Genomic DNA, 18533 nt, shown 5'->3' with positions numbered 1-18533 from the left:
TCCCTCGCCCCCGAGCCCGCCACGCCCGCCGCCCAGGAGCCGGCCGACTCCCCGGTCCGCACGCCGGGTTCGAGCGGCGACCGCACCCTCCTGGACCGCTACGCGCTCACCGTCACGCAGGTCCGCGACAACCTCACCAAGCTCGACCAGCTCGTCGGCGACGGCGACTTCGGCGACAACCTCGCGGGCGGCGTACGACGCGCGGTGAAGCGGGCCGACGAGCGCGGCCTGGACGGGACGACCGCCCTCGCGGAGGCGTTCCTCAACGACGTCGGCGGCACCAGCGGCCCCCTGTTCGGGCTCCTCTTCCAGCAGCTCGCCACCGCCGTGCGGGCCGATGGCTCCGCGCCCTCGGCCGACGCGCTCGCACGGGCCGCCGAGGCCGGGCACGCCGCCATCCACCGGGTGGGCGGCGCCGTGCCCGGCGACTGCACGCTGGTCGACGCGCTCGCGCCCGCCGCCGAGTCCCTGGCCGCCGCGGCCGGGAACCCCGACGCCGACGCGCCGCTCACCGAAGCCGCCCAGGCGGCCATCCGGGGCGCCCTGGGCACCGCGTCCCTGCGGCCCCGGCGCGGCCGGGCCAGCTACGTCGGCGACCACGCGCTCGGCGTCCCGGACCCCGGCGCCCTCGCGGTGGCCCTGCTGTTCATGGCCCTGGCCGACATCCACGAGCCGGCCACGGCGCCGCGCCTGCCCGCGCCGGGCCACATCACGGTGCTGCCCTGACGCGGGTCCGGGCCCGGGTCCTGACCGGAACCCGGGCCCGGCACCGCCGGGCGCGCTACGCACCCCGTCGCCGCATCGTCCTGGCGTTGACCACGAGCGCGGCCGGTACGGCGGCCAGCAGGGTGCCGAGGACGGCGGCGGTCACGACGCCGGCGTTCAGGTGGAGGCTCACATCGGACGCCGTGGCCTGGGAGAGGCCGGAGGCCATGCCCGCCAGCGGCGGCAGCGTCACGAGGATGCCGAGGGCTGCCCCGACGGCCACGACCAGGGCGGTCTCGCCGGCCGAGCAGAGGAGCAGCTTGCGGACGGTGCCGCCCGCGGACCGCATCACCTCGAAGTCCCGGCGCCTGCCGTGGGCGGCCATCGCCATGCTGTTGGCGACCGCGATGACGCTGTAGCCGACGGCGATCACGATGAGCATCGCGGCGAGGCTGTCGGTGAGCCGGGCGTCGGTCTCGTAGTCGGCCAGGGCGTACGCGGCGGCGTCGTGCAGGGCCGTGCCGGGGACCTCGTCACCGGCCTCGGCGTCGCGGGGCACGAAGATGTCGTCGGTGAGCGCGGCCGGGTCGTGGGCCCGCACCAGGTCACGGGCGACCACGAAGTCGCCGCGGGCCGGGTCGTCGGGCAGGACCGCGGCGACGCGCAGGGTGACCCGGGCGCCGTCGGCGAACCGTACCGGCACGTCCTGGCCCTTCCTCAGGCCCAGGTCCGCGGCGGTGCGCTCGCCGAGCACGGCCTGGCCCGGCCTGTCCCAGCGCGGGTCCCGGCTGCCCAGGACGTCCAGGACGGTCGCCTGCTCCGCCGCGTCGCCGGTCACGAAGGCGCGGGTCGGCAGGGCGGCCTTGCCCACCGGGTTGGCGGCGACCACCTCGTCGGTGTTGCCCGGCGTGCCGTCCGGGGTGACGATCGTCTGGCCCGAGACCTTCAGGGCCTCACCCGCCGGATACGCCACGCGCATGGTCTCCACCATGCCGCTGAGCAGCACCGCGAAGCCGACGGCGGCGATCACCGGGGCCGCCAGGGAGGCGGCGCGGCGGGGGTGGGCGACCAGCTCGGCCCGGATCAGGACGGGCCCCGCCGAACCGCCCCGCTGGAACGGCGCGGTCAGGAACCGGCCGACGGGTCCGATGAACACGGGAGTCAGCAGGGCCGCCGCGACGATCAGGGTCATCGTGGCGAAGATCGCCATGTTGATGCGGCCGTCGGCGTGGGAGACGGCGGTGCCGACGGCGAGGAGCACACCGAGGCCGAGGGCGGCGAGGCCGGCGATCCAACGGCCGCGCCCCATGCCCTTGCCGACGGAGCGGGTGTCGAGCAGCGCCTCGATGGGCGCGACCCGGGCGGCCTTGCGGGCGGCGGCCCAGGCGCCGGCCACGCTGACGCCGATCCCGATCACGGACGCGGTGAGGAGCGGCCACGCGGCGACCGTCACCTTCATGCCGGGCGGGACGACCTCCAGGCCGTCGAGGACGGAGCGCAGCAGCGGGGTGGCGGCCACGCCGGCCGCGCAGCCGGCGATCGAGCCGAGCAGGCCGATCACGGCGGCCTCGCCGAGGATCATGCGGCGGATCTGGGCGGGCGCGGCGCCGATGGTGCGCAGCAGGCCGATCTCGCGGCGGCGCATCCCGGTGGCCAGGACCAGCAGGGAGGCGACCACGAACACCGTGGTGAACAGGCTGAGCACGGCCATGGCGCTGATGAGCTGGACGCCCAGGAAACGCTTGTGCTCGATGTGCTGGGGCTGGAGCTCGGCACGCCCGTCGCCGGAGACCACGTCGCCCTTGTCGCCGAGCACCCTCCGGGCGGCGGAGACGAGCGCGCCGGTGTCGGCGCCCTGGTCGGGGACGAGCGCGATGGCACGTACCCCGGGCTGCTGCCGTGCGGCGAACGCGTCGCTGAAGTAGTAGCCGGGGCCGTCCACCGTGCCGACGACGGTGAACCGCTCGCGGCCCTTGGTGATGTTGACGGTCAGTTCGCTGCCGACGGCCGCGCCGAGGGCGCGGTCCACCACGACCTCGTCAGCGCGGCTCGGGGCCCGGCCCGCGACCAGCCGGTAGGGCGCCATCCGCGCGCTGCCCCAGCCGTGCCCGGACTCCAGCGCGCCCTCGTCGGTGACGGGCCCGCCGTCCTTGACGGCCTGCGCGTAGAAGGACCGGTCCGCCACCGCGCCGGCCACGCCGGGCACCTTGTCGAGCCCGGCGAGCAGCGGCGCGGCCTCCGCCCTGCTCCACGGCACGCGGTCCTCGGGGCTGCCGTCGGTGTCGACGGCCCGCTCCGGCAGGACGAGGGCGGCGGTCCCGGCGTACCGGGCCTGCACGTCGGGCCGTGCGGAGTCGTAGATGACGAGTGTCGTGGTGATCAGGGCCACGCCGACCAGGACGGCGACGAAGGCGCCGAGGAATCCGGACCAGCGTGCGCGGACGTTCGCGAGGACCAGCATCATGCCTCCAGGCGGGTCATGCGGGCGGCGATCTCGGCGGCGTTGCCGTCGGAGCCGGGGGCGAGCGTGACGCGGTCGGCCGTCCGGCCGTCCTTGAGGAAGACCACGACGTCGGCCACGGCCGCGGCCACCGGGTCGTGCGTGACCATCAGGGTGGTCTGGCCCTCCTGGTCCACCAGCATCCGCATCATCCGCAGCACCTCGCGGGAGGTGACGGTGTCCAGGGCGCCGGTGGGCTCGTCCGCGAACAGGACGTCGGGGCGGGTGACCAGGGCGCGGGCGAGGGCGACGCGCTGCTGCTGCCCGCCGGAGAGCTCGCTGGGGCGGTGCCCGGCGCGGTCGGCCAGACCGACCGCGGCCAGCGCGTCCGCGACCTGCTCGCGGCCGACCTTGCGGCCGGCGAACCGGGAGGGCAGTTCGACGTTCTGAGCCGCCGTCAGGGACTCGACCAGGTTGAAGGCCTGGAAGACGAACCCGACGTGGTCGCGGCGGAGTTCGGTGCGCTGCCGCTCGTTCTGCCGGCCGATGTCGACGCCGGCGAGGACGATCCGGCCCTCGGACGGCCGCTCGAGCCCGGCCGCGCACTGCAGCAGGGTCGACTTGCCGGACCCGGAGGGGCCCATGATGGCGGTGAAGGTGCCCTGCGGGAAGGCGAGCGATACGCCGTCCAGGGCGGTGACCCGGCGTCCGTCGGTGCCGTGGACCTTGCGTACGCCGTGGAGTGCGACCGCGTCGCCGTCGGAGAGCGGGGAGTGGGGCACCGGGGTGTGCCGTGTCGTCGTCATGGCACGATTCCACTGCTCAGGAGGGGGCCGGAGCACTGATCCCCGCTCTACTTCAGAAGTAGAGGCAGCTCTACCGCGGCGCCCGAACGGCCGTACTACGGTGACCCCATGCGTCCCACCACCGCCTGGCAGGCCATGGCTCAGCGGCCCTTGAGCTTCCTGACCTCCGGCTGGCCCTGGCGGTCACTGGCCTATCTGGGCAGCGGTGTCGTGGTCGGCGCCGCGGCCGTGCTCGTCCTCGCCGCGGGCCTGGCCGCCGGCCTCGCGCTGCTGGTCGTGCTCATCGGTGTGGCCCCCCTGGTCGGCACGGTGCTGGCCGCCACCGTGGTCGCCGCGGTGGAGCGCCGCCGGCTGCGGCTCGTGGACCTGGAGCGGCTGCCCGACCCGCACCGGGCCCCGGACGAGCCCGGTCCGCGCGCCTGGGTCGCCACCCGGCTCAAGGAACAGGTGACCTGGCGCGAGCTGATGTTCGCGCTGCTGTCGGCCGCGGCCCTGTGGTGGCTCGACCTGCTGGTCCTCGGCTTCTCCTTCGGCATCCCCGCCGTGACCTTCGCCTCGCTGGACGCGACGACCTGGCCCTGGGCGGTGTTCGGCGCGATCGTGCTGCTCGCCTCGCCCTACACGGTGACCTCGTGGGCGGGCGCGCGGGCCGCGATGACCCGGTCCTTCCTCGCCCCGCGCGACCGGGAGCTCGGCGAGGAGCTGCGCGAGGTGCGGGCCTCGCAGTCACGGCTGCTCGACTCCTTCGACGCCGAGCGCGTGCGCATCGAGCGCGATCTGCACGACGGGGCCCAACAGCGCCTCGTCTCCCTGGGGATGACGCTGGGGATGCTGCGTCTGGAGACCCCGGAGGGCTCCTCGCAGGCCGAGCTGCTCACCCGGGCGGAGGGCCAGCTTTCCGCCGCCCACCAGGAGTTGCGCTCCCTGATCCGGGGCCTGAACCCGCCCGTCCTCGCCGATCACGGCCTCGTCGCGGCGATCGAGGACTACGCGGGCCGGTTCCCGATCCCGGTGACGGTCGACCTGCGGCTGCCCGAACGGCTGCCCAGGAAGGTGGAGACGACCATGTACTACCTGATCAACGAGGCCATGACGAACATCGCCAAGCACAGCGGGGCCACGAGCGCGCAGGTGCGCGGGCGTTACCATGCCGATCTGTTGATCCTCGACATCACGGACGACGGTCACGGCGGGGTGGACCAGGAGGCGGGCAGCGGGGTGACCGGGCTCGCGGACCGGGTCACGGCGCTCGACGGCCGGATGCGCGTGTCCAGCCCGGTCGGTGGTCCCACCCTGCTGCATGTGGAGGTTCCGTGTCGCTTCGCCTGATCGTCGCCGAGGACGCCGTTCTGCTGCGCGAGGGCCTGGTGGGGCTGTTGCAGCGGGTCGGCCATGAGGTGGTGGCGGCCGTCGGCGACGCCGACGCGCTGGTCGAGGCGGTACGCGCCGACAAGCCGGACCTCGTCGTCACCGACGTACGCATGCCGCCGTCGCTCGGCGACGACGGGCTGCGGGCAGCGGTCCAGCTGCGCGAGGAGTTCCCCGCCCTGCCCGTGCTCGTCCTCAGCCAGTACGTCGAACGCTCCTACGCCCTGCGCCTGCTCGACTCGGGCGGCGGCGCGGGCGTCGGCTACCTGCTCAAGGAGCGGGTGAGCGCGGTCACCGACTTCATGGCCGCGATCGAACGGGTCGCGGCCGGGGGAGCGGTGGTGGACCCCGAGGTCATCACCCAGCTGGTCCGGCTGCGCCAGGACCCCCTGGAGCGGCTGAGCCCCCGGGAGCGCGAGGTGCTCGCGCTGATCGCCGAGGGCCGCACCAACGCGGGCCTCGCGCAGCACCTGTTCATCAGCGAAGCCGCCGTCAACAAGCACATCGGCAACATCTTCACCAAGCTCGACCTGCCCGTGGACCACGAGGGCCACCGGCGGGTCCTGGCGGTCCTGGCCTTCCTGCGGGCCTGAGGCGCGGCGCGCGGGGGCGCCCGCTCCGGCCGCGCCGTATGACGCGTTCGCCGCCCCGCCGACTGATTCTCTGACTAGAGTCAGAGAATGAATCGAAGGACGCAGACGGACACGGGACAGATCGAGCAGGTGCGGCGGTTCAACCGCACCGTCACCGAACGCGTGGGCGTGCTCCACGACCACTACCTGGGCGGTGACCGGCCCGTCGGCGAGGCCCGGCTGCTGTGGGAGATCGGGGAGCGCGGCCAGGACGTACGACGGCTGCGCGAACGCCTCGGGCTCGACTCCGGATACGTCAGCCGCCTGCTGCGCGCCCTCGCGGCCGACGGCCTGGTGACCGTGGAACCACTCCCCGAGGACCGGCGGGTCCGCACCGTCCGGCTCACCGGGGCGGGCCGCGCCGAACGCGCCCTGCTCGACGACCGCAGCGACGCGCTCGCCGGCTCCCTCCTGGAACCGCTCAACACCGCGCAGCGCGCCCGCCTCGTCGCCGCCATGGCGGAGGTCGACCGGCTGCTCACCGCCGCGACGGTCACCCTGGACGCCGTCGACCCCGACCAGCCGGACGCCCGGTACTGCCTGCGCTCCTACGTCACCGAACTCCAGGAGAGCTTCGACACCGGCTTCGACCCCGCGCTGAGCCTGCTGCCCGACGCCGGAGGACTGCGCCCGCCGCACGGTCTGTTCCTGGTCGCCAGGGCGCACGGCGAGCCCGTGGGCTGCGCGGGGCTCAAACTGCCGCCCGGCGCCCCCGCCGAGATCAAGCGCATGTGGGTCGCGCCCGCCGCGCGGGGCCTCGGACTCGGCCGCCGCTTCCTGGCCGAGCTGGAGGAGCGGGCCCGGCGGCACGGGTGCGCCGTCCTGCGCCTGGACACCAACAAGGCGCTCGCCGCCGCGCAGGGCCTGTACCGCTCCTGCGGCTTCGCCGAGGTCCCGGCCTTCAACGACGAGCCGTACGCCCACCACTGGTTCGAGAAGCGGCTTGGCCAGGACGAGTCGTAGCGGCCGGAGGCCCGGGGCGCGGACGTCACCCGATCGGCGCCTTGACGCCCCGGGACCGCATTGCGCGGTGCGGGGGCGGTTGGTCCACTGAGGACGAGTGGGCGGGGCTGTCGGGGGCCCGTCCCGCACCCCCTTCTCCCACCTCAGGGCGGCTTCGATGACCATGTCCTCCTTCGGGTCCTTCGGTGGCCCGGACCCGTTCTCCGAGATGCTGGACCGGTTCTTCGGGATGTCCCCGGCCTCCTCCCCGCCGCAGGTCCAGCGGGTGCCGATCGGACGGCTCCTGACGGACTCGGCGCGTGAGCTCATCGAGGCGGCCACGGCCCGCGCCGTGGACGACGGCAGCACGGACCTGGACACCGAGCACCTGCTGTGGGCGGCCACCCAGGTCGAGCCCGCGCGCTCGCTGCTGGCGAAGGCGGGGGCCGAGCCCGACCGGCTGGCCAAGGAGCTCGGGCAGGCCCTGCCCGGCGAGAGCGCGACGCCCTCCGCCGATCCGCGGATGACACCGGCCGCCAAGCGCGTGCTGCTCCAGGCGTACGAGCGCTCGCAGGCCGCCGGGACCTCGTACATCGGCCAGGAGCACATCCTCGGCGCGCTTCTCGACACCCCCGACTCCGGCGCGGCGAAGACCCTCGGCGCCTACGGCACGGACGTCGGCGGGCTGCGCGGCGCCGCCGACCGCGCGGCCCGCGCCGACGGCCCGCCCGCGGACCGCGCGAGCGACACTCCCACGCTCGACGAGTACGGGCGCGACCTGACCGAGGAGGCGCGGGCCGGGAAGCTCGACCCGGTCGTCGGACGGGCCGAGGAGATCGAGCAGACCGTCGAGATCCTCTCGCGGCGCTCCAAGAACAACCCGGTCCTCATCGGCGAGCCCGGCGTCGGCAAGACGGCGATCGTCGAGGGGCTCGCCCAGCGGATCGTCGCGGGCGAGGTGCCGGGGCCCCTGGAGGGCAAGCGGGTCATCGGCCTCGACCTGTCGGGGCTCGTGGCGGGCGCCCAGTACCGGGGGCAGTTCGAGGAACGCCTGAAGAAGGTCATCGACGAGGTCCGGCAGGCCGAGGACTCGACGATCCTGTTCATCGACGAACTGCACACGGTGGTGGGCGCGGGGGCGTCCGGCGAGGGCGCGAAGGACGCGGGCAACATGCTCAAACCGGCGCTCGCGCGCGGTGAGCTGCACGTGGTGGGGGCGACCACCATCGACGAGTACCGCAAGTACATCGAGAAGGACGCCGCCCTGGAGCGGCGCTTCCAGCCGGTCATGGTGCCCGAGCCGAGCGTCGAGGAGACCGTCCAGATCCTGGAGGGACTGCGGGACTCCTACGAGGCCCACCACCAGGTCCGCTTCTCCGACGACGCCCTGGTCGCCGCCGCCGAGCTGGCCGACCGCTACATCAGCGACCGCTTCCTGCCGGACAAGGCCATCGACCTGGTCGACCAGGCGGGCGCCCGCGTCCGCCTCAAGTCCCTGGGCAAGTCGACCGAGGTCGTCTCGCGGGAGGACCGGCTGGCCAAGCTGACCCGCGAGAAGGACCAGGCCGTCGCCGGCGAGGACTTCGAGCGGGCCTCCGAGCTGAAGCGGCAGATCGCCGAGACCGAGACCGAACTCGCCGGTGTCACCGAGCGCCGCGAAGGCGTCATGGACGTCACCGCCGACGACATCGCCGAGATCGTCGCCCGCCGCACCGGCATCCCGGTGGCCCAGCTCACCGCGAGCGAGAAGGACAGGCTCCTCAAGCTGGAGGAGGCCCTGCACTCCCGTGTGGTGGGCCAGGACGAGGCGGTCGTCGCGATCGCCGAGGCGGTGCGGCGCAACCGGGCCGGCATGGGCGACCCGAACCGGCCGGTCGGCTCCTTCCTCTTCCTCGGCCCGACCGGCGTCGGCAAGACCGAACTGGCCAAGGCGCTCGCCGAGTTGCTCTTCGGCGACGAGAGCCGGATGGTCCGCTTCGACATGAGCGAGTTCCAGGAGAAGCACACCGTCTCGCGGCTCGTCGGTGCCCCGCCCGGATACGTCGGGCACGAGGAGGCGGGTCAGCTCACGGAGAAGGTGCGCCGCCAGCCGTACAGCGTGCTGCTCTTCGACGAGGTGGAGAAGGCCCACCCGGACGTCTTCAACACCCTGCTCCAGGTGCTGGACGACGGGCGCCTGACCGATGCGCAGGGCCGCACCGTCGACTTCCGCAACACCGTCGTCATCATGACGTCCAACATCGGGGCCCAGCGCATCCTCGCCCACCACGGCGACGTCTCCGAGATCAAGGCCGACCTCATGGGGGACCTGCAGGGCCGCTTCCCGCCCGAGTTCCTCAACCGCATCGACGAGACGGTCGTCTTCCACGGCCTGACCGTGGAGGACCTGGGGCAGATCGTCGACCTGCTCCTCGACGGCAGCAAGCGGCGTGTCGCGGCGCAGGGGATGACGCTGGAGGTGACGGAGGCGGCGAAGAAGCTGCTCGTCGCCCACGGCCACCAGCCCGAGTTCGGGGCGCGGCCGCTGCGCCGCACCATCCAGTCCGAGCTGGACAACCGGATCGCGAGCCTGCTGCTGAGCGGTGAGGCGAATCCGGGCGACACGATCGTCGCGGACGTGCGGGACGACGCGCTGGTCTGTTCCGTGGCCTGAGTACGTCCCCCCCCGCCCGAGTGCGGCCCCGGCGCGAGCGCGCCCGTGGTCGGGGCGCGCTCCCCTTCCCTCCCTTCATGACATGCCGATTTGCCTAAAGGTATTAGGCAAATGCATAATCGGTTCAGTCAAGAGAGGGGTACGTCATGGTGCGCGCGGGGCTGACCACGGAACGCGTGGTCCGGGCGGGAGCCGAGCTGGCCGACGAGGTCGGCTTCGACCAGGTCACGGTCTCGGCGCTCGCCCGGCAGTTCGACGTCAAGGTCGCGAGCCTGTACTCGCACGTGAAGAACTCCCAGGACCTCAAGACCGGCATCGCCCTGCTGGCCCTGGCCGAGCTCGCCGACCGGGGCGCCGACGCGCTGGCCGGGCGCGCGGGCAAGGACGCGCTCGCCGCGCTGGCGAACGTCTACCGCGACTACGCCCAGGAGCACCCGGGTCGCTACGCCGCGACGCGGCTCCGGCTCACCCCCGAGGCCGCCGCCGCCAGCGCGGGCGGGCGGCACGCCGAGATGACGCGGGCCATCCTGCGCGGCTACGACCTGACGGAGCCGGACCAGACCCACGCGGTACGCCTGCTCGGCAGCGTCTTCCACGGCTATGTCGACCTGGAGCTGGCCGGCGGCTTCAGCCACAGTGCGCCGGACTCGGGGGAGACGTGGGCGCGGGTCATCGACGCGTTGGACGCTCTGCTGAGGAACTGGCCCGCCGCGCCGTCCGTCTGACCTCGCCGCGCTGCCGGGTCCGTTCCTCGTCCGCGGGTCCGCTGTGCCTGAGCGCGCAGCTCCCCGCGCCCCTTGCGGGGCCGACACCTTCCCCACCGCTTTTCGACAGGTTGAACTCATGAGCACCGAACACCCATTGACCGACACGCCTCTTACCGTCGACCTCCTGCGCGGTGCCCTCGACGTGGAGCGCACCGCGCGCGGGCTGCTGCCGCACCGGCTGCCCGAGCGTGCCCGTACGCAGAACAACGATCCGCAGCTCGCCATGGCCGAGGCCCAGCCGTCCGGCGTGCGGCTGGCGTTCCGTACCCGTGCCACCGTCGTCGAACTGGACACGCTGCCCACCAAGCGCGTCTACGTCGGCGCCCCGCCGCGCCCCGACGGCGTGTACGACCTCCTCGTCGACGGCCGCCTCGCCGGGCAGGCGACCGCGGCCGGCGGCAACACCCTGACCATCGACATGGCGCAGGGGACCTTCGAGCAGACGGCCGGAGAGCCCGGCACCGTCCGCTTCGACGGGCTGGCCGACACCCTGAAGGACGTCGAGATCTGGCTGCCGCACAACGAGGCCACCGAGCTGGTCGCGCTGCGCACCGACGCCCCCGTCGAGCCCGCGGTGGACGCGGGCCGCAGGGTCTGGCTGCACCACGGCAGTTCGATCAGCCATGGTTCCGACGCCGCGAGCCCCACCGCGACCTGGCCCGCCCGCGCCGCGTCGCTCGGCGGCGTGGAGCTGATCAACCTGGGTCTCGGCGGGAGCGCCCTGCTCGACCCGTTCACGGCCCGCGCCATCCGGGACGCCCCCGCCGACCTGATCAGTGTCAAGATCGGCATCAATGTCGTCAACGCCGACCTGATGCGGGTGCGGGCCTTCGCGCCGGCGGTGCACGGGTTCCTCGACACCATCCGCGAGGGACACCCCACCGCGCCGCTGCTGGTCGTCTCGCCCATCCTGTGCCCCATCCACGAGGACACCCCCGGGCCGTGCGCCATGGACATCGAGGCGTTCCTGGCCGGGACGGTGCGGTTCAAGGCGACGGGCGACCCCGCCGAGCGCGCCGCGGGGAAGCTGACGCTCAACGTCATCAGGGACGAGCTGGCCCGCGTCGTGAAGCAGCGGCAGGCCGACGACCCGCACCTGCACCACCTCGACGGCCGCGACCTCTACGGCGAGGCGGACTCCGCCGGTCTGCCGCTGCCGGACGCGCTCCACCCGGACGCCGCGACCCACCGCCTCATGGGCGAGCGTTTCGCCGCCCTCGCCTTCGCCACGGACGGTGCCTTCGGCGAACGAGGCGAACGAGGCGAACGGGGCGGGGACGGCGGGCGCGGCGAAGGCCGTTGAGGCAGGGGAGCGGCCGCCCCATGAGACGGTGGGCCGCTCCTCGCGTCCTCGTTCCTCGCTGCCTCATTCCTCCAGGCGGATCGAGCGCGAGGGGCACAGCGAGGCCGCCTCGCGCACATCCTTGTGGAACTCGTCGGCCGGCGACTTCTCCAGCAGGATGACGATGCCGTCGTCCCCCTGGTCGAAGACGTCGGGCGCGAGCATCAGGCACTGGCCCGCGCCGATGCACTTGTCGGTGTCGGTACTGATCTGCATGGCGGGACGTCCCGTCGGCTCGGCCGTCACCAGGTGACGGGCAGTTCGTAGACGCCGTAGACCATGGCGTCGTCCTTGAAGCGCAGCTCGTCCACGGATGCGGCGAGCCGCAGCCCGGGGATGCGGCGCAGCAGCGTGCCGTACACGATCTCCAGTTCCGCCCGCGCGAGATTCGCGCCGATGCACTGGTGGATGCCGTAGCCGAAGGCGAGGTGGCTGCGCGCCTCCTTGCGGCGGATGTCGAGGGTTCCCGGGTCGGGGAAGACGCTCTCGTCGTGGTTGGCGGCGTTGTTCAGCGCGAGGATGCCCTCGCCCGCGCGGATGGTGGTGCCGCCCACCTCCAGGTCCGCCACGGCCACGCGCGCCGTGCCCGAGTCGGAGATGGAGAACGTGCGCAGCAGCTCCTCGATGGCGTGCGGCAGCAGCTCCGGGTCCTCCTGGACGGCCGCGCGCTGCTCGGGGTGCTCCAGGAGCGCGAGGACACCCAGCGCGATCATGTTGGCGGTGGTCTCGTGGCCGCCGACCAGCATCAGCCGCGCCATGGTCACCACGTCGACGTGGTCGGCGATCTGCTCCTCGCGGTTCTTCTCGATGAACCGGCTGATCAGGTCGTCGCCCGGCGCGTTCTCCTTGTCGGTGACGAGCTTGTCGAGGTAGACGTCGAGGGCCTGGACCGCGGCCCCGTACTCCTGCGGGCTCAGATCGTGGTTCATCATCGCCGCGGACCACTCCTCGAACTGCGCGTGGTCCTCGTAGGGCACGCCGAGCAGTTCGCAGATCACCAGGGACGGCAACGGCAGCGCGAGCGCCGTCACCAGGTCCACCGGGCCGCCCTTGGCGAGCATCGCGTCGATGTGCTCGTCCACGATCTCCTGGATGCGCGGGCGCATCTCCTTGACCCGGCGGGCCGTGAACTCGGGGATGAGCATGCGGCGTTGGGCCGTGTGGTCCGGCGGGTCCATGGAGAGCAGCATCAGGCGGACCTGCGCCAGCATCTCCTCCGGAATGTGGAACTGGTGCGGATAGCCCGGGAGCTTGAGGTTGGAGCTGACGCGCGGGTCGCCGAGCACCTGCTTGACGTCCTCGTGCAGGGTGATCAGCCAGGTCGGCTTGCCGTTCACCTTCAGGGAGGCGCGCGAGACCGGCTCCTTCGCGCGGAGCTCGGCGTACCGCTCCGGCTCGCTGAACGGACAGGTGCGGCGCTCGGGGAACTGCGGGTACGGCGGCGTACCGGACGATCCGGTTGCCTCTTCGGCGGACTGGCTCATGGTGCCTCTCACGTTTTCGGGGCGCGGCGGAGGGTGCGCTGCGGGAGGGAGGGGGCCGTCACCAGGTGACGGGCAGTTCGTACAGGCCGTAGACGATCGCGTCGTCCTTGAAGCGCAGCGACTCGACCGGGGCGGCCAGGCGCAGCGTCGGCAGCCTGCGGAACAGGGTCGAGTAGACGACGTCCAGTTCGAGGCGGGCCAGGTTCTGCCCGATGCACTGGTGGACGCCGTAGCCGAAGGCCACATGGCTGCGCGCCTCGCGCCGCAGGTCGAGCCGGTCCGCGTCGGGGAAGACGCTCTCGTCGTGGTTGGCGGCGTTGTTGAGCGGCAGGATGCCCTCGCCCGCGCGGATGGTGACGCCGCCGAGCTCGATGTCCTCCAGGGCGACGCGCGCGGTGCCCGCGTCGGAGATGGAGAAGAACCGCAGCAACTCCTCGACGGCGCCCGGCATCAGCTCCGGCTCCGCGCGGACGGCGGCCAGCTGGTCGGGGTGTTCCAGGAGCGCCAGAGTGCCGAGCGCGATCATGTTGGCGGTCGTCTCGTGGCCCGTGACCAGCATGAGCCGGGCCATGCTGACGATGTCGGAGTGCTCGACGGCCGGCTCGGCGCGGTTGAACTCGATGAGCCGGCTGATCATGTCGTCGCCCGGCTCGTTCTCCTTGGCGGTGACCAGGCCGTCGACGTACTTGTCGAGTTCGTAGTGCGCGATGCCGCGGTCCTCGTCGCTGATGTCGTGGTTCATGATCGCCCACGCCCACTCCTCGAACCGGGGGTGGTCCTCGTAGGGCACCCCGAGCAGTTCGCAGATCACCAGCGAGGGGACCGGCAGCGCCAGGCTCGTCACCAGGTCCACCGGGCTCTCGTTCCCCTTGGCGACCATCTCGTCGATCTGCTGGTCCACGATCTCCTGCACGCGCTCGCGCAGCGCCCGCATCCGGCGCAGCCCGAACTCCGGGGCCAGCATGCGGCGCTGGACCGTGTGGTCCGGCGGGTCCATGGACAGGAAGGTCAGCGGCACCGCCTGGAGCATCTCCTCGGGCACCGGCACCTGCAGCGGATAGCCGGGCAGCTTCAGGTTCGCGCTCACCCGCGCGTCACCGAGCACCTTCTTGTAGTGCTCGTGCCGGGTGACCAGCCAGGTGGGCTTGCCGTTGACCTTCAGTCTGGCCTTCGCGACCGGCTCGTCCTCGCGCATCCGGCCGTACGACTCGGGCGGAGTGAAGGGGCAGGCGCGCCGCATCGGGAAGTCGGGGAGCTCGGCCTCGTGGGCCGGATCGGCAGGAGCAGTCATGATGCCCTCTCGCATCGGGTAACAGGAGCACGTCGGCCCCCGAGACGGATGCCCGGAGCCGGCGGTCAAGCGGCGCTGTCGGCCTCTCGCACGCTAAGCACCCGCGCACCGCGCGCCACACCCCTAGCGGCCCCTGGTTCCGCCCGGCCGCCACGCCCCCGCCGCACCGGCCGTGACGTGGGCGACATCCCCCTAGGGGCGGCTAGGGGTCCAGCGGCGACGCGCCGCCGATTAGCTTCGATCACGGATTCCGCATCACGCGGCACACATCCCGCATCGCTTTCCGTCACCGCGTCACGCGCCGAATGAGGTGATCACTGTGTCCCCGCAGCCCAGTGCGAAGGGCACCGTCCCGTTCGGGCCGTACCGGACCTGGTACCGCGTCACCGGAGAACTCGGCGCGGGCCGGCCCGCGGTCGTCGCCGTGCACGGCGGGCCCGGCAGCACGCACGACTACCTGCTGCCGCTGGCCCGCCTCGCCGAGGACGGCTGGCCCGTCGTCCACTACGACCAGCTCGGCAACGGCGGCTCGACCCATCTGCCCGACAAGGGCGCCGACTTCTGGACCGTCGAGCTGTTCGAGAAGGAACTCGACAACCTCGTACGGAAGTTGGGCATCGCCGACGACTACGTCCTCTACGGCCAGTCCTGGGGCGGTCCCCTCTGCGCCCGGCACGCCATGGGGCGCCCGCCGGGGCTGCGCGGCCTCGTCGTCGCCAACGCGCCCGCCTCGTACCCGATCTGGCTCCAGGAGATGGCGCGGCTGCGCGCCGACCTGCCGCCCGGCGTCCAGGAGACGCTGCGGCGGCACGAGGCGGCCGGCACCTACGAGACGCAGGAGTACCTGGCGGCCATGCGCGTCTTCTACGACCGCCACGTCTGCCGGGTCCAGCCCTGGCCGCGCGACTTCCTGTCGTCCTTCATGGAGATCTACAACGACCCGACCGTCTACTACACGATGAACGGGCCGACGGAGTTCCACGTCATCGGCACGCTCAAGGACTGGTCGATCGTCGACGAACTCGACGCGATCGAGACCCCGACGCTGATCGTCAGCGGCCGCCACGACGAGGCCACCGAGACCGTCGTGCGGCCCTACAAGGACCGGATCCGCGGAGCCCGTTGGGAGATCTTCGAGGAGTCGAGCCACCTGCCGCACCTGGAGGAGCCGGAGCGGTTCCGCGAGGTGCTCACCGACTTCCTGAAGAGCCTGTGAAGGGACACACGGAACCCGCCATGGCCTACGACACCGCTCTCGTCTTCCCGGGGATGGGCCCCAACTCCTTCGCCGACGTCGGCCGGTTCATGGTCGCCGAGCGGCATGCCCGGGACCTGGTCGCCGTCGCCGACGAGACCCTCGGCTACTCCCTCGTCGACGCCTTCCGGCAGGCCGACGGCGACTACTCCGAGGCCGCACAGGTCGCCTTCTTCGTCAACTGCCTCGCCAGCGCGTACTGGGCCAGGGACCGCCTCGGCGTCGAACCCGACGTGGTGACCGGACCCAGCTTCGGCGAGAAGGCCGCCGTCGCCTACTCCGGCGCCCTCTCCCTGCCCGACGCGATCCGCCTGACCGTGGGCATCGCCCGCTGCCTGGACGACTACTTCGCCCACGAGCACCGCGACATCGTGACGCTGTCCTTCGTCCGCACCCCCAAGGAGCGGCTCGACGAGATCCGCGCCGAACTCGACGACCTGGGGGAGTGGCACGAGATCTCCTGCTACGTCGACGAGGACTTCGCGATGATCTCCCTCGCCGAACACCGCGTGGAGTGGATGGAGAAGCGGCTGCGCGCCGTCGGCGGACTGCCGCTGTACACGATGCGCCCGCCCATGCACGCCGCCGCGTTCGGGCCGCTGCGCGCCAAGGCCGAGCGCGAGGTGCTGTCCGCCTTCACCTTCGCCGACCCGACGCCCGCCGTCGTCGCCGACCAGGACGGCGCGCTCCTGCGCACCGGCGAGGAACTGCGCACCATGCTCCTCGACAGCTTCGTCAAACCCCTGGACTGGCCGAGCGTCACCGCTTCCCTGAAGGACCTCGGCGTACGACGGGTCTGCGTCGCGGGACCCGACAGCCTGTTCGGCCGGGTTCCCTGCACGACCCGCAACTTCGAGGTCGTCGCCGCGCACCCGCGGCTGGCCATGGCACCCCGGCGGCCCATCCGCGCCGCCTGACCAACTCCCCGTACCTGACCCGATGGAGGCAACATCATGTGGGACGACCAGTTCGAACAGGCCGTGCGCACCTTCCTGCCCTTCCTGCCGCCGCAGGAGCCGCTGACCCCCGACGCCGAACTGCGCGACCTCGGCCTGGACTCGCTGGCCACCGTGCAACTGCTCGGCACCCTGGAGGAGACCTACGGCATACGCTTCCTCGACGGCGCGCTGACCATGGACACCTTCCGCAGCGCCGGTGTCCTGTGGGCGACCGTGGAGAGCATGCTCCAGCCCTCCGCGAGCTAGCCGGAGACGCCACCGTGGACCCCACCATGGACGGCACGCTGTCCGGACGCTTCCTGCGCGGCCTCGCCCTGTCCCCGGACCGGCCCGCGCTGCGCGCCGACGGCGCGAGCCCGACCTACCGCGAACTGCACGAACGCGCCCTGACGCTGGCCGGCTCCCTGCTGGCCGGGCTGCCGGACGGCCGGCACACCGTGGGCGTGCCGGTCGGGAAGGGCCCCACGGCGTACGCCGCGCTCCTGGCCGCCCTCTACAGCGGCCTGACCGTCGTACCGCTGCAGCCCGCGTTCCCCGCGGTCCGCACCCGCCAGATGATCGAGGCGGCGGGCGTCGACGTGCTGCTCGCCGCCGACGAGGCACAGCCGGCGCTGGCCGCCCTGCACGAGGACGGCCTGCGGCTGCCCACACTGAGCCCGGCGGGCGACGGGCCGATGCCCGCGCTGCCCGTGGACCCGGACAGCGCGCTGAAGGCGCCCATGCCCGTACGTCCCACGGACATTGCGTACGTCCTGTTCACCTCGGGCTCGACCGGCCGGCCCAAGGGCGTGCCGGTCACCCACGCCAACACCGCGCACTATTTCGGGCTCCTCGACCGGCGCTACGACTTCGGCCCCGACGACGTCTTCTCGCAGACCTTCGACCTGAACTTCGACTGCGGGATGTTCGACCTGTTCTGCGCCTGGGGCGCCGGCGCGACCCTCGTGCCGCCCCCGCCGCAGGCCTACCGCCGCATGCCGGAGTTCGCCGCCGAGCACGGTCTGACCGTGTGGTTCTCCACGCCCAGCGCGATCACCCTGATCCGTCGCATGGGCGGCCTGACCCCGGGCGCGCTGCCGTCGCTGCGCTGGAGCTTCTTCGCCGGGGAGGCGCTCGGCTGCCGGGACGCCGAGGACTGGGCCGCCGCGGCGCCCGCCTCGGCGCTGGAGAACCTGTACGGCCCCACCGAGCTCACCATCACCGTCACGGCCCACCGCTGGTCGCCGGTGCGTCACCTCAACGACATGGTGCCCATCGGCGCCGTCCACGAGGGCCACGAGGTGCTGCTCCTCGACGACTCGGGCGCCCCGAGCGACGCCGACGAGGGCGAACTGTGCGTGGCCGGGCCGCAGCTGACGCCCGGCTACCTCGACCCCGCCGACGACGCCGGACGGTTCCTGGAGCACGACGGCCACCGCTTCTACCGCACCGGGGACCGGGTCCGCCGCGCCGACGACGACGGCGGCTGGCTGTACCTGGGGCGCACCGACGCGCAGGTCCAGGTGCACGGCGTGCGCCTCGAACTCGCCGAGGTCGAGGCCGCCGTACGCGACTGCGCGGGCGTCCAGGACGCCGTGGCCGTCGCGGTCCCCGTGGACGGCACGGTCGAGCTGGCCGTCTTCCACACCGGCGAACCCGTGCCGCCCGTCCGGCTCGCCCGCCACCTGCGGCAGGTCCTGCCGGCCGCGGTCGTGCCCCGGGCCTACCACCACCTCGACGCATTCCCCCTGAACCCCAACCGCAAGACGGACCGCAGGCAGCTGGCCGCCCGCGCCGCGGCGGCCATGGCTCAGGGCACCGCCGCTCCCGCCGGACGCGGGACCACGGACGAAAGGCAGAACGGGGCGCAGTGAACCGTCAACGGACAACAGAAGCCCGCACCGAGACCC

Annotated in this window: 16 protein-coding genes; 11 read left to right on the top strand and 5 right to left on the bottom strand. The window is 72.9% G+C overall.

Annotation, left to right across the window (positions count from 1 at the left end):
* Window positions 1–90: 90 nt before the first annotated feature.
* Window positions 91–726: a DAK2 domain-containing protein gene (locus tag AOK22_RS00305; RefSeq protein ID WP_055696466.1), complete on the top strand. Its 636-nt coding sequence runs from the start codon at window positions 91–93 to the stop codon at window positions 724–726.
* Between the two features lie 55 nt (window positions 727–781).
* Here AOK22_RS00305 and AOK22_RS00300 read toward each other — a convergent pair whose 3' ends face one another.
* Together AOK22_RS00300 and AOK22_RS00295 are read right to left on the bottom strand one after the other, a co-directional pair.
* Window positions 782–3169 carry an ABC transporter permease gene (locus AOK22_RS00300; RefSeq protein WP_244164648.1) on the bottom strand — a complete coding sequence of 796 codons (2388 nt, stop codon included), beginning with the start codon at window positions 3167–3169 and terminating at the stop codon, window positions 782–784.
* The gene (locus tag AOK22_RS00295; protein ID WP_055696460.1) at window positions 3166–3951 is read right to left on the bottom strand and encodes an ABC transporter ATP-binding protein; all 786 of its coding nucleotides are present in this window, start codon (window positions 3949–3951) and stop codon (window positions 3166–3168) included. The genes AOK22_RS00300 and AOK22_RS00295 overlap by 4 nt, the downstream gene beginning before the upstream one ends.
* A gap of 108 nt (window positions 3952–4059) precedes the next feature.
* Between AOK22_RS00295 and AOK22_RS00290 the strand changes: the two genes are divergently transcribed.
* From AOK22_RS00290 to AOK22_RS00265, 6 genes are all read left to right on the top strand, one after another.
* Window positions 4060–5280 (top strand): sensor histidine kinase, encoded by a 1221-nt coding sequence (locus AOK22_RS00290; RefSeq protein WP_055696459.1) that lies wholly within the window; start codon window positions 4060–4062, stop codon window positions 5278–5280.
* Window positions 5280–5912 (top strand): response regulator, encoded by a 633-nt coding sequence (locus tag AOK22_RS00285; RefSeq protein WP_055696465.1) that lies wholly within the window; start codon window positions 5280–5282, stop codon window positions 5910–5912. Before AOK22_RS00290 ends, AOK22_RS00285 begins: the two co-directional genes overlap by 1 nt.
* An 87-nt stretch (window positions 5913–5999) precedes the next feature.
* The gene (locus AOK22_RS00280) at window positions 6000–6914 is read left to right on the top strand and encodes a bifunctional helix-turn-helix transcriptional regulator/GNAT family N-acetyltransferase (RefSeq protein ID WP_055696458.1); all 915 of its coding nucleotides are present in this window, start codon (window positions 6000–6002) and stop codon (window positions 6912–6914) included.
* 157 nt (window positions 6915–7071) lie between these two features.
* Window positions 7072–9546 carry an ATP-dependent Clp protease ATP-binding subunit gene (locus AOK22_RS00275; protein WP_055696457.1) on the top strand — a complete coding sequence of 825 codons (2475 nt, stop codon included), beginning with the start codon at window positions 7072–7074 and terminating at the stop codon, window positions 9544–9546.
* Window positions 9547–9692: 146 nt separating this feature from the next.
* Window positions 9693–10271, top strand: coding sequence for a TetR/AcrR family transcriptional regulator (locus AOK22_RS00270; RefSeq protein ID WP_055696456.1), 579 nt, complete (start codon window positions 9693–9695; stop codon window positions 10269–10271).
* A gap of 118 nt (window positions 10272–10389) precedes the next feature.
* Window positions 10390–11616, top strand: a complete 1227-nt coding sequence (locus AOK22_RS00265) for a GDSL-type esterase/lipase family protein (RefSeq protein WP_055696455.1) — start codon at window positions 10390–10392, stop codon at window positions 11614–11616.
* Window positions 11617–11679: 63 nt separating this feature from the next.
* Here AOK22_RS00265 and AOK22_RS00260 read toward each other — a convergent pair whose 3' ends face one another.
* Genes AOK22_RS00260 through AOK22_RS00250 form a run of 3 tightly spaced genes read right to left on the bottom strand, consistent with a single transcriptional unit; the run spans window position 11680 to window position 14430 of the window.
* Window positions 11680–11871, bottom strand: coding sequence for a ferredoxin (locus AOK22_RS00260; protein ID WP_055696464.1), 192 nt, complete (start codon window positions 11869–11871; stop codon window positions 11680–11682).
* Window positions 11872–11897: 26 nt separating this feature from the next.
* Complete coding sequence (locus AOK22_RS00255) at window positions 11898–13139, bottom strand: cytochrome P450 (protein ID WP_055696454.1); 1242 nt, start codon at window positions 13137–13139, stop codon at window positions 11898–11900.
* Window positions 13140–13197: 58 nt separating this feature from the next.
* Window positions 13198–14430 carry a cytochrome P450 gene (locus AOK22_RS00250; protein WP_055696463.1) on the bottom strand — a complete coding sequence of 411 codons (1233 nt, stop codon included), beginning with the start codon at window positions 14428–14430 and terminating at the stop codon, window positions 13198–13200.
* Between the two features lie 319 nt (window positions 14431–14749).
* Between AOK22_RS00250 and AOK22_RS00245 the strand changes: the two genes are divergently transcribed.
* Genes AOK22_RS00245 through AOK22_RS00230 form a run of 4 tightly spaced genes read left to right on the top strand, consistent with a single transcriptional unit; the run spans window position 14750 to window position 18497 of the window.
* On the top strand, window positions 14750–15646 hold the full coding sequence (locus tag AOK22_RS00245) for a proline iminopeptidase-family hydrolase (RefSeq protein ID WP_055696453.1): 897 nt from the start codon (window positions 14750–14752) through the stop codon (window positions 15644–15646).
* Window positions 15647–15666: 20 nt separating this feature from the next.
* Window positions 15667–16602, top strand: coding sequence for an ACP S-malonyltransferase (locus tag AOK22_RS00240; RefSeq protein WP_055696452.1), 936 nt, complete (start codon window positions 15667–15669; stop codon window positions 16600–16602).
* 36 nt (window positions 16603–16638) lie between these two features.
* The gene (locus tag AOK22_RS00235) at window positions 16639–16890 is read left to right on the top strand and encodes a phosphopantetheine-binding protein (protein ID WP_055696451.1); all 252 of its coding nucleotides are present in this window, start codon (window positions 16639–16641) and stop codon (window positions 16888–16890) included.
* A gap of 26 nt (window positions 16891–16916) precedes the next feature.
* Window positions 16917–18497: an AMP-binding protein gene (locus AOK22_RS00230; RefSeq protein WP_055696462.1), complete on the top strand. Its 1581-nt coding sequence runs from the start codon at window positions 16917–16919 to the stop codon at window positions 18495–18497.
* The last annotated feature ends 36 nt before the right edge of the window (window positions 18498–18533 follow it).

Origin of the sequence: Streptomyces silaceus, assembly GCF_001419745.1 — a bacterium.
Taxonomy (GTDB): domain Bacteria; phylum Actinomycetota; class Actinomycetes; order Streptomycetales; family Streptomycetaceae; genus Streptomyces; species Streptomyces silaceus.
Note: the sequence above shows the minus strand (reverse complement) of the source record. Positions and strands in the feature narration are given on the sequence as shown.

What these genes read in the sequence shown, in the direction of transcription:
- AOK22_RS00260 (WP_055696464.1), bottom strand. Translation starts at nt 11,871, where the DNA reads ATGCAGATCAGTACCGACACCGACAAGTGCATCGGCGCGGGCCAGTGC.
- AOK22_RS00295 (WP_055696460.1), bottom strand. Translation starts at nt 3,951, where the DNA reads ATGACGACGACACGGCACACCCCGGTGCCCCACTCCCCGCTCTCCGAC.
- AOK22_RS00250 (WP_055696463.1), bottom strand. Translation starts at nt 14,430, where the DNA reads ATGACTGCTCCTGCCGATCCGGCCCACGAGGCCGAGCTCCCCGACTTC.
- AOK22_RS00240 (WP_055696452.1), top strand. Translation starts at nt 15,667, where the DNA reads ATGGCCTACGACACCGCTCTCGTCTTCCCGGGGATGGGCCCCAACTCC.
- AOK22_RS00265 (WP_055696455.1), top strand. Translation starts at nt 10,390, where the DNA reads ATGAGCACCGAACACCCATTGACCGACACGCCTCTTACCGTCGACCTC.
- AOK22_RS00255 (WP_055696454.1), bottom strand. Translation starts at nt 13,139, where the DNA reads ATGAGCCAGTCCGCCGAAGAGGCAACCGGATCGTCCGGTACGCCGCCG.
- AOK22_RS00290 (WP_055696459.1), top strand. Translation starts at nt 4,060, where the DNA reads ATGCGTCCCACCACCGCCTGGCAGGCCATGGCTCAGCGGCCCTTGAGC.
- AOK22_RS00275 (WP_055696457.1), top strand. Translation starts at nt 7,072, where the DNA reads ATGACCATGTCCTCCTTCGGGTCCTTCGGTGGCCCGGACCCGTTCTCC.
- AOK22_RS00300 (WP_244164648.1), bottom strand. Translation starts at nt 3,169, where the DNA reads ATGATGCTGGTCCTCGCGAACGTCCGCGCACGCTGGTCCGGATTCCTC.
- AOK22_RS00270 (WP_055696456.1), top strand. Translation starts at nt 9,693, where the DNA reads ATGGTGCGCGCGGGGCTGACCACGGAACGCGTGGTCCGGGCGGGAGCC.
- AOK22_RS00230 (WP_055696462.1), top strand. Translation starts at nt 16,917, where the DNA reads ATGGACGGCACGCTGTCCGGACGCTTCCTGCGCGGCCTCGCCCTGTCC.
- AOK22_RS00280 (WP_055696458.1), top strand. Translation starts at nt 6,000, where the DNA reads ATGAATCGAAGGACGCAGACGGACACGGGACAGATCGAGCAGGTGCGG.
- AOK22_RS00235 (WP_055696451.1), top strand. Translation starts at nt 16,639, where the DNA reads ATGTGGGACGACCAGTTCGAACAGGCCGTGCGCACCTTCCTGCCCTTC.